9 protein-coding genes and 1 pseudogene are annotated in these 13,005 nt (G+C 61.9%); 3 read left to right on the top strand and 7 right to left on the bottom strand.

Annotated elements, in window-relative coordinates; genetic code table 11:
- Positions 1 to 6 precede the first annotated feature (6 nt).
- The 3 genes from AC1D1B_RS02945 to AC1D1B_RS02935 form a co-directional block, all read right to left on the bottom strand.
- Positions 7 to 993 (bottom strand): ABC transporter permease, encoded by a 987-nt coding sequence (locus tag AC1D1B_RS02945; protein WP_477329221.1) that lies wholly within the window; start codon positions 991 to 993, stop codon positions 7 to 9.
- 20 nt (positions 994 to 1,013) lie between these two features.
- Positions 1,014 to 2,552 (bottom strand): sugar ABC transporter ATP-binding protein, encoded by a 1,539-nt coding sequence (locus AC1D1B_RS02940; RefSeq protein WP_477330515.1) that lies wholly within the window; start codon positions 2,550 to 2,552, stop codon positions 1,014 to 1,016.
- 123 nt (positions 2,553 to 2,675) lie between these two features.
- Complete coding sequence (locus AC1D1B_RS02935) at positions 2,676 to 3,638, bottom strand: sugar-binding protein (RefSeq protein ID WP_477329219.1); 963 nt, start codon at positions 3,636 to 3,638, stop codon at positions 2,676 to 2,678.
- Between the two features lie 584 nt (positions 3,639 to 4,222).
- Between AC1D1B_RS02935 and AC1D1B_RS02930 the strand changes: the two genes are divergently transcribed.
- Positions 4,223 to 5,335, top strand: coding sequence for a LacI family DNA-binding transcriptional regulator (locus AC1D1B_RS02930; RefSeq protein ID WP_477329217.1), 1,113 nt, complete (start codon positions 4,223 to 4,225; stop codon positions 5,333 to 5,335).
- 619 nt (positions 5,336 to 5,954) lie between these two features.
- Here AC1D1B_RS02930 and AC1D1B_RS02925 read toward each other — a convergent pair.
- The gene (locus tag AC1D1B_RS02925; RefSeq protein ID WP_477329215.1) at positions 5,955 to 7,076 is read right to left on the bottom strand and encodes a DUF1501 domain-containing protein; all 1,122 of its coding nucleotides are present in this window, start codon (positions 7,074 to 7,076) and stop codon (positions 5,955 to 5,957) included.
- Positions 7,064 to 8,422: a S8 family serine peptidase gene (locus tag AC1D1B_RS02920; protein ID WP_477329213.1), complete on the bottom strand. Its 1,359-nt coding sequence runs from the start codon at positions 8,420 to 8,422 to the stop codon at positions 7,064 to 7,066. Before AC1D1B_RS02920 ends, AC1D1B_RS02925 begins: the two co-directional genes overlap by 13 nt.
- 163 nt (positions 8,423 to 8,585) lie before the next feature.
- On the opposite strand from AC1D1B_RS02920, the gene AC1D1B_RS02915 reads away from it, so the two are divergent.
- Positions 8,586 to 9,164: a hypothetical protein gene (locus tag AC1D1B_RS02915; RefSeq protein ID WP_477329211.1), complete on the top strand. Its 579-nt coding sequence runs from the start codon at positions 8,586 to 8,588 to the stop codon at positions 9,162 to 9,164.
- Positions 9,165 to 9,176: 12 nt separating this feature from the next.
- Here AC1D1B_RS02915 and AC1D1B_RS02910 read toward each other — a convergent pair whose 3' ends face one another.
- A complete protein-coding gene (locus AC1D1B_RS02910) occupies positions 9,177 to 10,910 on the bottom strand; it encodes an adenylate/guanylate cyclase domain-containing protein (RefSeq protein ID WP_477329210.1) in 1,734 nt (577 codons plus the stop codon).
- Between the two features lie 179 nt (positions 10,911 to 11,089).
- On the opposite strand from AC1D1B_RS02910, the gene AC1D1B_RS02905 reads away from it, so the two are divergent.
- A complete protein-coding gene (locus AC1D1B_RS02905; protein ID WP_477329208.1) occupies positions 11,090 to 12,298 on the top strand; it encodes a YcaO-like family protein in 1,209 nt (402 codons plus the stop codon).
- A 99-nt stretch (positions 12,299 to 12,397) separates the two neighbouring features.
- Here the strand turns inward: AC1D1B_RS02905 and AC1D1B_RS02900 are convergent.
- A pseudogene (locus AC1D1B_RS02900) lies at positions 12,398 to 12,778 on the bottom strand (LysR substrate-binding domain-containing protein); the annotation flags it as partial.
- Positions 12,779 to 13,005: the final 227 nt, after the last annotated feature.

Here is a 13,005-nt window from a genome sequence, read left to right as displayed (position 1 = left end):
AAGTAACTACTCCGCCGCCACAGTCTTCCGGCTTGCATCCAGCATCAGTCGTCTTGCGCGGAACACGCCCCATTGCTGGTCGACCAGCACGCCGATCAGGATCACGCCGCCCATCACCGCGAAGTTGAGCGAGGAAGGGATGCCGAGCAGATTGACCAGGTTCTGCAGCTCCTGCAGCAGCACCGTGCCGAGGATGACGCCGATCAGCGAGCCTTCGCCGCCGCGCAGCGAGAAACCGCCGAGCACGGCCGCCGCAATGGCGTAAAGCTCGTAGAACTGGCCATGGCTGGCCGGCGAGATCGAGCGCGTATACATGGCGAAATAGATCGCCGACAGCGCCGTCAGCACGCCGCAGATGACATAGGCGGCCATGACGACGCGCCCCGTTCGGATGCCGGAATATTTGGCGGCTTCCTCGTTCTTGCCGATGGCATAGAGATAGCGGCCGAACACCGAGCGGTGCAGCACCACCCACATCACGATGGAAATGACGATCAGCGCGATGAAGCTGTTCGGCACGCCATAGCTACGGCCGGCGGTGAGGAATTCGAGCTCGGGAAAATTCTGGCCGAAGGCGAAGCCAGCGGTGCCGTCGCCGGTGTAGAAGCGCGCCACGCCGCGATAGATCAGCAGCCCGCACAGCGTCACCACGAAGGGCTGCAATTTCAGCCGCGTGATCAGCCAGCCATGCGCCAGGCCGATGATGCCGCCGAGCACCAGGATCAGCGGCAGCGCAATCGGCCATCCCAAACCGCGCACGGCGATGAAGTCGATGAACAGCGTACCGAGCAGCGCAACCACCGAGCCGACCGACAATTCGATGCCGCCGGTGATGATGACGAAGGCCTGGCCGATCGACAGAATGCCGAACAGCCCGATCAGGTTCGAGGTGTTGGCAAGGTTGATCGGCAGCAGGAAGCGCGGGTTGATGATCGCCACGACGGTTCCCACCACCAGGATCAGGATCAGCAGGCCGAGATCTTTCTTGCTCATCGTCGTCTCCCCAATACCCGCTAATTCGGCTTCTTGCCGACAGCCAGCAGTAGCACGTTTTCCTGGCTGAAATCGTCCTTGTCGAGAATGCCCGAGATCTGGCCCTCATGCATGACGGCGATGCGGTCGGACACGCCGATCACCTCTTCCATGTCGCTGGAAATCATCAGCACGGCGACGCCGGCATCGGCCAGCGCCCGCATCAGCCCATAGATCTCGGCCTTGGCGCCGATGTCGATGCCGCGTGTCGGCTCGTCGAGGATCATCACCTTCGGGTTCATGGCCAGCCACTTGCCCAGCACCACCTTCTGCTGGTTGCCGCCCGACAGCGAGCCGGTGCGGGTCTGCACCGACGGCGCCTTGATGCCGAGATTGCTCTTCTGCTTCTCGGCGGTGACGGTCTCCGCGCTTGCCGACACCAGGTGGCGCTTCGCATGTGCCGGCAAATTGGGCAGCGAAATGTTCTGCGCGATCGACAAATCGAGCAGGATGCCGGTCAGCTTCCGATCTTCCGGGACGAGAAAAATGCCGTGTGCGACGGCATCGGCGGCCGAGCCCAGGACAAGCGGTTTGCCATCGAGTTCGAGCGCGCCGCCAAGCGTGCTGTCGATGCCGAAGAACACCCGCGCCAGTTCGGTGCGGCCGGAGCCGACAAGGCCGGCAAGGCCGAGGATTTCGCCGCGCCTGACGTCGAGATCGACTGGCCGGGCAGGGTAGGCGGGGGTGCGAACGGCTTTGGCCGATAGCGCCGTAGCGCCCGGTGCCCGTGCGGCCTCAGAGGCTTTCTCGCGCTCCTTCAGCATGCGGCCGATCATCAGCTTGACCATCTGGTCGTGGTTGATCGAACTCTTCGGCAAGGTGCCGGCCAGCATGCCGTCGCGCAGCACCACGACGCGGTCGGCAACGCGCTCGACCTCATGCAGGCGGTGCGAAATGAAGATCACACTGATGCCGTCGGCCTTCAGCCCCTTGATGACGTCGAGCAGCTTGTCGGTTTCGGCGATCGGCAGGCTCGATGTCGGCTCGTCGAGGATGACCAGACGCGCCTTGATCGACAGCGCCTTGGCGATCTCGACCATCTGCTGCTGGGCCAGCGACAGCGCCGAGACCGGCGTATCGGCGGAGAAATTGGCACCGACACGTTTCAACAATGGCGCTACCATTTCGCGCAGCCTGGCACGGTCGACCAGTCTCAGCGGCCCGCCACGCAACGGCTCGCGGCCGAAGAAGATGTTGGCGGCGACGTCGAGGTTTTCGAACAGGTTGAGTTCCTGGTGGACAAAGGCGATGCCCGACCCCAGGCTGCCTTCGACGGTGAGCCCGTCATGTGCAACGCCGTCGACGGTGATGGTGCCGCTGTCCGGCCTGGTGACGCCGCCGAGGATCTTCATCAAGGTCGATTTGCCGGCGCCGTTTTCGCCGACCAGGCCGATTACCTCGCCCGGTCGGACCTCCATGGAAAACCCGTCCAGCGCGACAACGCCGGGATAGGTCTTGCGCACGTTCTCGAGGCCGAGGAACGGGGTAGTCGCTGCAATGGATGTGTCGGAATAGTTCATCAAGCCTGACAGCAGCCGCTGGGCCAAAACAGCCCCTTCAGCAGACTGACGGGCCTGACCGGGCCCGTCAATACGATCGCCGGCTCAAGGCGAACCCCTGAGCCGGCGTAACTGCTCGCAGTCTCAGTTTCCGGACATCGCCTTCAGATTGGCCGCATAGGCGTCGACATCGTCCTTGCCGATGATCTTGGTCGGGATGATGATCAGGCCGCCTTCCGGAATGCCGGACTTGTCGCCCTTGAGATAGGCGGCCATCAGCTTCATGCCCTGATAGGCCCATTCGAAGGGCTGCTGCACGACGGTGGCGGCAACGGTGCCTTCCTTGACGCCGCCCAGCGTGATCGGATCGTCATCGAAGCCGACGACGGTGATCGAGCCGAGCTTGCCGGCGTCGCGCAGCGCTTCATAGATGCGCGGCGTGTTGTAGGAGTAGAAGCCGACCATGCAGGTGATGTCGGGGCTGGCGACCAGCGCGTCCTCAACATTCTTCTTGGCGCGCGCCTGGTCGATATCGTCGCCGCGCACGTCGACCAGTTCGATCTTGCTGCCGGCGAGGCCGTCCTTCATGCCCTGGATGCGTTCCTTGGCATTGTCGGCGCCGAGCAGGCCGACGAAGCCGAGGCACTTGCCGCCGTCCGGCATCGCCTTCTTGGCGATCTCGGCCGCCTGCTTGCCGGCATCGATATTGGACGAGCCGATATAGGCGACGCGCTTGGTCTGCGGTGCGTCAGAGTCGGTGGTGAACAGCGCCGTTTCCGAGGCGATCTTGTTCAGGCCGTCGGTCGAGGTCTTGGGATCGACGGCCGAGACCATGATGCCCTTGACGCCGGCGGTCACCAGATCGTCCATCAGCCGCTGCTGGATGGCGACCGAGGACTGCTCGGGATATTTGAGTTCGAGATTGTAGTCGGGCAACTCGCCTTGCGCCTTCTTGACGCCGGCTTCGGCGGCCTTCCAGAAATCGGAAGCGCCGTTGACGACGAAGGCCAGCGTCGGCTTGTCGTCGGCGCGCGCAATCGCTGTCGCCGTGAGGCCCAGCAGCAGGGCTGCGGTGGCTACGGATGCATGTCGTATCAAGGATTTCATGTTCAACCTCCCGTTTTGGTCCAGTCGTCGGACTGAACCGATCTTGCATTCACTGGTTTGCCGCTTGCGATTTGGACGCCCTCCTCCTCAGGATTCCCGGCACTGAAAGAATGGCGTCGTTCCAGTCGCGATCACGGACTTTAGAGACTCATCCCATGCTCGTAAATAGTCTGATTTGTCTGACATATCACATGTCCGAGACAGAGTTTGCGGAGGCAATCCCCGCTCACCATCAGGCTGTCCACTGCACTTTCCGCCGCGCCAGCCGCAAACGAGCTGGGCGCGGCGGATTGACGTTACAGCGCATCTTTGTATTAGTAAACAGTATTAGTAAAAGGCCTCGAGCGACGGCTCGGCGGCGGCCTTGGGGCTAGTTTGCCGAACGCGTGTCGGATCGGCCGCACCCAGGTGGATGCCTTGCAGCCTTTGAGTTTCACCGGTGCGGAGCGGCGTGGCGGAGGAACTTCAAAACTGCTAATAAACATAAACGCCTTCGACCACTTCCATTAGTCGACGGCGCCACGCCATCTTGTCGGCCTGACAGGCTGCCGCTAGACAGGCTGGGGATTGGGGACACGAATGCCATGAGCGAGACGAGGGATCCGGCCAGCGACACGGCGAAGCGGCGCAAGGCGCCGGTGAGAACCGCCAAGGGCGGCCGTGTCACCATGACCGATATCGCCAGGGCGGCCGGCTGCTCGCAGGCGACCGTCTCCTTCGTGCTCAACAATTCACCGGGGATCAGGCTGTCGCAGCAGACGCGCGAGCGGGTGATCGACGCCGCACGTTCGCTCGGCTACACCGCGCCCGCCTTCTCGGCGCTGCGCAAGCCGGTTCCCGCCTTCGAGGGGCTGGATGGCGTTATCGGCTTCGCCGTCGACCAGCTGGCGACCAGTCCGGAAGCCGTCGTCGCCATCGAGGGCGCGCGCCAGGCATCGTGGAACGCCGGCAATGTGTTGCTTGTGGCGCAGACCATGGGCGACGCCGTGATGGAGCCTCGCGCCATTGCGGCACTCACCAAGCGCGGCATCTCGGCGCTGATCTACATGACCATCTTCACCCGCGAGATCACGGCGCCGGACTTTCTTTACGGCCTCGACATCCCGGTCATCCTGCTTAACTGCTACACCTCCGACTATGCCTTCCCCGCGGTAGTGCCTTCCGAGATCGCCGGCGGCCAGAGCTCGACCCGGCATCTGATCGGCCACGGCCACCGCCGCATCGCCACCATCACCGGCGAGCCGTGGATGCAGGCGGCGCAGGACCGGCTGAAAGGCTACCGCAGGGCGCTCGCAACCGCCGACATCCCGTTCGATCCGGAGCTGGTGGTCGAAGGTGACTGGTCGGCAAGTGCGGGCTATGCCGCGACCGTCAAGCTTTTGGCGCTGAAAGACCGCCCGACCGCCATCTTCTGCCAGAACGACCGCACGGCCATCGGCTGTTACGAAGCGCTGAAGGAGGCGGGCCTGCACATACCGCAGGATATTTCGGTCGTCGGCTATGACGACGAGGAGATCGCTCGCCATCTGTTCCCGCCGCTGACGACATCGATCCTGCCGCACATGGCCATGGGCCAATGGGCGATCGAGCAGCTCGAAGTGCCGCCGCCTCCCGGCCGCGGCCGCTATCCCATCACCAAGCTGGAATGCCCGCTGGTCGAGCGGGACTCCGTGGCGGCGGTGGCTGGGCAAACATGACAGACCCATCCCGAAGCAAATCGGGATGGGTCTATTTTTAGTATTTGCGCCTCAGGGCAGCACTATCCGAACCCCGGGTCAAGCTGTGCGGCTAGAACCGCAGTATGACAAAGGAGCGCCTGCGATAGCAGCGCCGGTGCCACCGGCCATACCGCCAGAATGTACGGCAGTGCCGTCTCCAGACGCGCCGCCTGTGATGGCGGCGCCAGTGTCTCCGCCGATGCGAGATCTGCTCGACATCGCCCGGGCCTTCACCCTCATCGAAAGAATTGGCATCCTGCTTGTCGAGCTCATCGAGAATGCCGTTACCGACATTGGGAACCCCGGCCACGGCCTCGAGAGGCCGAACCGTCGTAGCAAGCGCCGCGGCCCCCGCAACGCCGAACAATGCTGTCAAGAATGATCGCCGATCCATCAAAACCTCCATCAGAGGATAAGGCTAACATTAGCCAGATAGAGCGGCTGACACAAAAGGCCAGAGGGGCAGCTTCTGGCCACTCCAAGGGCGCCCTGCGCAAGGAATTGTTCGGGTTTTAGGCGCGCCGCGATTGCGTCGATCCCGGCGTGTGGTCGCCCACAAGCGGACGTTGGCGCTGCTAGACGTTCTGCGAAGGGTGCATCAAGTCTGAAACAACCCTTTAATTGCTTGAAGGCCCGATGCGTTTGGAGCAACCATCGCCATTGCCTGGCTTGAGAGTCCAAGATGGTCTTGCAACACCGCGCTCACGATCGAGCGGACATCGGTGGTGACCGCCAGGTCGGTCCCCGCGTGGAGCTGATCTGCCGCCAATCCGGGCCAGTGACCTGCGATCCGCCCACCGGCTATCGCACCACCGATCAAGAACGCTACGCTGGCACTGCCGTGGTCGGTGCCGCCTTGCTCGTTGAAGTGGATGGAGCGCCCGAATTCCGTAATGCCGAGCACAACGGTTTGACGCCAGATCGCGGTTGCCGCTTCCGAGAACGCGACGACACCACGCGCCAATGTCCCAAGGGTCGCCGAAAGACGCTCTCCCTGAGCAACGTGGGTATCGATGCCGTCCAACTGCAGCAGGGCCACGCGCGGACCGTCGGGCCTGGACAGCGCCTGCGCCGCGGAGGTCGCCGCTGCGGCAAAGCTGGCAGCACTCAGCGCATGTCGCCGTGCGAGCAACGTCTGCACCGCGTCTCCGGCTGAACCGGACGCCTCACCGAGGCAAAGGCGAGCGATATCAAGTCCCGGATTGGCCAACACGAGATCGGAAAGCACATCATTCGAGAGGTCGGTCGGCGCTGCGCGCCAGATTGGTTGGCTTCCCTGCGACAGCACCGAAGCGGTTCTTCCTGGCCAGCCAAAATCGCCGCCGTCGACATCGCCGTCGAACAGGACCCTCTGCGCGGCGCCATGCGATTTCCCGATATCCGGGATGCCCGTCGCGGGCAGGATCAGCAATTCGCCGGCCGAATAGAACCGAGCAAGTGGTTCCAGCGCCGGATGAAGCGCAAACAGCGGATCAAGCTTCACGCCGAATGCGTCGTCGGAGCCGCCAAGTTCTCTCGCCCTGCCTCGCACCCGCCGGAAATCCGGATCACCATGGGGCGGCAGCGCGGCCAGTGCATCAAGTCCGCCCCGAAGATGAACGACCAGCAGCCGCGGTTGGCTGTCGCCGGCAAAAACCGCCGAGGCAAACCCTGCGCTGGTCGCAAACAGCGAGGTAAGACCCAAACCCTGGAGGGCCGTGCGGCGCGTCAATTGCTGCATTTTGGATAATCCGGATCGGTGACGTCCGGCGTTCCGGGCGTCGAAAATCCAAGCTGATCGGCGTTTGGGATCACGCCTTTTTTGATCGGAACCTCCTGCACATTCGGAGTGGGCCGCGCCAGCAGTCCCGCCAGGACTGGAGCGGCAAGGGACGTCCCCGAACAGATATTCTGTCTTAGCTTGTGGGTGATGTTTGTACTCCGCCAAAGCACCGGGACGTCAACGCCGGGCTCGGACATGGCCGCGCCAAAAGCGCCGCCATCCCAAAGCAGATCACACCAATTGCCTGACACGGTGCTGCACGCGCCGGTGCCGGTGCCGGTGATATAAGTGCTGTCGGATGCCGAGACACTTTGGATGAAGCCTTGCGTGGGGTCTGCAGAAAAATATTCCGACGCATTGGCCGGGAAAAAGGACTGTACCCACGACGCCTCGTCGTCTTTCCGCGCGTTGCCCGCCGCGATCACAATGCGGACCTGCTTGTTTGCGATCTCAAACAGCAGCTTGTCCATCTTACCAAGCAGGTCTAATTGGCCACCCTTTCTCGCGGTCTCCATGAACTGCGCGCCCCAGCTGATGTTCAGGATTTGGCCGGCTGACGCATTGTCATGAACATATTGCAGGGCGACGAGCGGCGGCCCGACGATCTTCGACTTCTCGCCTTCAAATGCCTTGACAATCTTGAGCGGCACCCCGGGGCTGACCCCAACGATGCCAAGGTATTTAGTTCCAGTTGTTGTCGCAACTTGCACACGCATTCCGCCAATGATGCCTGCGACCATCGTGCCGTGACCTTGAGCGTCTGCCACGCCCATGGTCGTGCTGCATGGAGTGACCGTACAGTTGATCCGTTCCGAAATATTGAGAAGCCCTTTTGCGACGATGTCTTCATCGACGCCGCTATCGATGATCCAGACCGCGGACCCGTTGGTCACGGGACTGGGCGACTTGACGACTCTGCAAACGTTCGGCGGCACGAGCTTGTCATCCGCCACAGGCTCTAGCGGACGGCGTGCTTCGCAACCGCCATCCGCGAACAGGCTCACTTCCAGCGAGTCCGGTTCCTGATACCCTTCCGACAGAAGCTGGTTCGCTTCCTCCTCCGTAAAGCTTCCCGTGACCAGGCTAAATCCCAGGTCCGGCATGTCGACAGCCTGCAGAGCTTCCCCCGACGCATTGATCTTGTTCAGGTTGGCGATAAACGATGTAAGTTTGTCCTTGTCCGCAAGTGGCGCAATGAATGTGTGTTGCGTTACTTGCGGCCCGTCCGGGTCTTCGTCCGCGTGCACGATCGTGGCCGCGGAAAGTGTGGTGGCAAGAAAAGTCACAAGCCAGGTGAGCCTCATGGATCCCTACCGTCTGCTGGTCGACCGACGGGCAGCATGCTCCCAATACCGCTGTCTGTCCACGGCAAAGCATTGGAGGCAAACCGTTTGAGGCTCTTCTTGCAGCCGAAGAAAAAGCAGCCTAGGTTGTTCTCGCACGCCTCAAAGCGGGGGAGCAACGCTTGTGCCCAAAGTGAAACTCAAGCAGGGCCGACAGGCTCAGGAGATTGGCGCGGCGCTCGTGGGGGCTTGGCTGAAGGCTTTGCCGCCCGCGTTCACGGCGACTGTATCAGCAGTAGTTTCGACCAATCCCTTGCGTATAACCGTCGACATACCGAACGCATTCACGCTTAATGACGTCATAGCTCTGCGCACTCAAGATAAAAATGGCGGACTTCGAAGTGTGAAGGTAGGGCAGGTCACAGGCACTACGGGAAAAACCTTACGTGTTGTTGATCTTGGTGGTCTCGATATCGATTACAAAGGCAAAAGTTTACTGAATGGCGTAGTGTCGAAAGTAAAAGACCTGAATGACGCGACTCTTCGTAGCGAACTTAAGATTGTGCTGGAGCAGATCGTCGACGCGAAAGTGAAACTGGTGTGCGACGCCCCAACGGAGCTGACTGTGGTCCTGCCAGCCCTGCCGGAAGGCGTTGTCACACGAGAGGACCTGATAGATTACCTCGGGACGTACCACAACAACGCACAGGGTCGGCACTATCATGACGAGCTTGCGTCCGCGGTCCTTTTCGGCTGCCGATAGCAAACTTCAATTTCAGTTCGGCAGTCCTGCGGCGAGCAGCCCTTTGAGCAGCGTGGCCCGATCCTCCTCCAGGCGATAGGGCTCCTTGGCCACAAATCGACCGCAAGAAAAGCTGGGCGTAGCCGCCAACACGCGAGCCGCATACAACTTGGCGTCGCTGTCCCGGCCAAGCGCCGAGTTCGAAGCGGCCATGTAGGCGGTAACCCATGTCGGCATTGTCGACGAACGGGTCAACGCGACCAATGCCGACTCGGGCCGGCCCGCAATGAAGTGGGCGATGCCGCGAAACGGCCAATACCAGGATGGTTCGTAGAGTGGATCGAGCACCTGCGCCCGCTCGAACCATTGCATGGCGCGATCCGGCTCGCCGCCAAATGTGTAGAGGGTTCCGAGATAAGAAACCTGCTCGGGATCGTTCGGATTGAGGTAGAGCGCCCGTGCGTAGAGTTGCGCGGCGACGTCGAAGTCTCGCAAGTGCAGCAGCACCCAGCCGAGAATGTTGAGGCAAACCGGATCGTTGGCGGAGAGCGCCACTGCCTTCTTGGCAATTGCATGCGCCTCGTCGAGCAGGGCATCGGAATATCCCATGTCGCGAAACCATTCCAGCTGCTTGTAGTGAGCCAGCTTGGCATAGGCGCGCCCATAGGTCGGATCGAGGTCGATGGCGCGCTGATACCATTGCCTGGCTTCCGCTTCGGAGGCGAGGTCGCCCAGCGGCAGGGCATTGCCGCGCAGCACGCACTCATAGGCCGCCAGGTTGGCCGGCGGCTTGCGTCGCGCCTTCTCAGCACCCGCTGCCTTGAGGCGCCCGATAACTGTGCCCACGATCTTGCGGACCAGTTCGTCCTGCACTTCGAATATGTCCTGATCGTCGCTGTCATAATGCTCGGCCCAAACGTCGCCGCCGGACGTGGCGTCAACCAGTTCGCACGAAAGGCGGATACGCTTCCCCATCCTCCGGATTCGCCCCGAAAGCTCGAAATCGAGCCCGATATCCGAGACCAGCTTCGGCAGTTCCACATCCTTGAGCCGCAACGAGGTATGATATGACGCGACGGAGAGCTGGGTGAACCGTGTCAGCTCGGTGATGACGTCTTCTGTGAACCCTTCGCTGAAATAGGGTTCCACGCCGCCGGTGCTGACAAATGGGCGGACCAGGATCGATGGCGTGTTCGAGCCCGAAGTCTCGGCACCGATCCTCGGAGCCGGGCCGTCGGGTCGGTGAATAAGCGAGTAGACTGCCACGGGTCGGGGAATGTTCTTGAGCTGAAACTCACCGCAATATTCGAAGGGCAATTGCAGCCCTCCGCGGACCTCCTCATGCACTTTTGCCGAAAGGCAAATGCCTCCGGGGGCTGCGATCTGTTCAAGGCGTGCAGCCACGTTCACACCGTCGCCGAACACGTCTCCGTCGCCGTCGACGATAATATCGCCGAAATTTATGCCCATTCGAAGCAACAGACCGGGCGACGATCGCTCGGGGCTTGCGAGATAGGCCTGAATAGCGACGCTACACCGGACCGCTTCGACGGCGCTGGGGAATTCCGCGACGACACCGTCGCCGGTGTTCTTTACAACGCGGCCGTCATGCCGATGAACGTAGCCTGGGACCTCGTCGTGCATCAGTGCTCGGACGCGGGTAAACGTGCCTTCCTCGTCTTCCGCCATTTGTTGCGAATAGCCGACCACGTCGGCGACCACGATCGCAGTCAGGCGCCGCTTCAGGGTGCCGTTGTTTGCGGTCAATCCAGGCTTTGGGGTCAATCCATACCTCGGGTCGGAGTCCGAACGTACTTTAGCACATTTGCATGATGCTATCGCGCATGGCAGCGTGTAAACTGCCACACGAGAGCTTCGGACGTACGACAGGGTGAAGTCCGTTCAGAAGCGCTCGCAATGCCAAAGATTCTCACTTCGAGGTCTGCGTGGGGTCGAGTCTTCTTTATGGCCCGGTGGTGATCTCGGACCCATTGCTCGGCTGTCCTCTCACCGTGGCGGCCGGCCGCGTTCGCGCCGCCAGGGATGGCGATGAGGGCACTTACTTCGTGTCTGGTTGGGGCACGACGGTCGAGCAGGCGCTGCAAGGCTGCCTTTATGAGGCGGACGAGACCTACTTCGCCCAGATCATTCCCGAGACGCGACTTCTCCGGTCGTGTGCCGATGCGATTCATGGGCGGGTCGTCGAGCCGCCCGGCATCCTTCTTTTCAGCGAAGAGCAATATGACCGGCGAAAGGCCGGGAACCGAAAGCCCCGCAATATGGTTCCGGCCCGCTGGGATAGATCCGCGCCTGAAGACTGGATCCTGAGTGACGACAAGCTCGGTACGGAGCAAGCCTGGGTGCCCGCGGGGTTGTGTTTCCTCGGATATGATCCCGGTGGCGAGGAATCATCTCTGCCGGCTGCCGACTCGAACGGACTTGCGCTGGGCATCAACCCTGAGGACGCTGCGATGAGCGCCCTTCTCGAGCTGATAGAGCGGGATGCGACCTCCATCTGGTGGTACAATCGGCTTGTTCTGCCTCGCATCGATCCGAAGTCGTTGGCAAGCGACGCCGTATCTTCTTATGAAGATTGGCTTCGGCACCGAGGTCGCGAATTGCGGCTTCTGCGACTCACGCTGGATTTGGCGGTGCCAATCGTTGCGGCAATCTCCAGCGACAGTTCCGGCCGGTGTCCGGCGATGGGGTTTGCGGCAGGCGCATCGTGGTCAGCGGCTGCCGCAAGGGCGCTTGGCGAGCTTGCTCAATGCGAAGCGAACCTTGCTCTGCTCTCCCAACAGGCGCAGCAACAGGGAACGACCCGCTTTACACCCGGGGCGCGGCAACTTTATCGCTGGCATCAAGAGACGGATCTTGGGCTGTGTCCATATTTGCAGGGTGGGAATAGCGGCCCTGCCTGCACGGATGAATCGACACTTGACTACGCCTCATGCGTCAAACTCTGCCACGAACGAAACCTGGGGGTATTCGCCGTCATCCTGATGCAGGATGAGCAGCGGTCCCTTGTCCGCATTTTCGCTCCGGGCTTACGTTCGACCAAACCAAGGTTTGGTCCGGGCAGGCTCTATTCTGTTCCAGGCACTCTTGGCCTCAGGCCTGCGGGCTCCATATGCCGAGACCCTTTCCCGTTTTAGCGCCGAAACCAAGGCTGCTGCAAAGTTCTAGTTTGGGACCGAACACCGGGGAGCATGCGCTTCAGCTTCCATCAAGCGGCCGTACCGCACAGGCTGCGGTTAGCGCAGGGCCGCAACCGGGCGCCGTGCTTCCTTCGGCTGGACAACAGAACCATGCAGAATGCTGCCGATGTTTGCGACCAGAAACGCGGCCAGCTCGCGCGCCGGCGCGTCCAGCCGTTGTGAGGGCGCGATCAACGCCAGCTCGGATGGCGGTTGGTCGGCAAACCCGTCGGCGGCGCTCAGCAGGCGGTGCTCGGGAAGCACCGCATCCACCGGCAGCAGGCTGATGCCCAGCCCCGACGCCACCGCCGCCTGCACGCCGATCAGCCCCTGGCTGGTATAGGCGATGCGCCACATCCGCCCCGCCGCCTCGATGGCGCGCGTCGCCCTTTGCCGGTAGATGCAGCCTTGCGGAAACATGGCCAGCGGCATCGGGTCGGCGTCGAGCTCACCGGACGGGGGCGCAAGCTGGCAGGCGGCTTCCAGTGTGAGGTGTAAGTGAGCGGACATTGAGCTCGGCGCAGGCTCTGTCCTCACCTGACCCTGAGCGGACTTTGCCGCTGCACGGTAGCAACGTCGCGAAAGGTTCGTTTTCTGCGTACGTTCTGCGATCGGAAGGGGCAACTCGTGCCAGAATCAGTCAGGCGCTCACATTGGACGCGCTT

Source organism: Mesorhizobium sp. P2_C5_2 (assembly GCF_056404535.1).
Note: the sequence above shows the minus strand (reverse complement) of the source record. Positions and strands in the feature narration are given on the sequence as shown.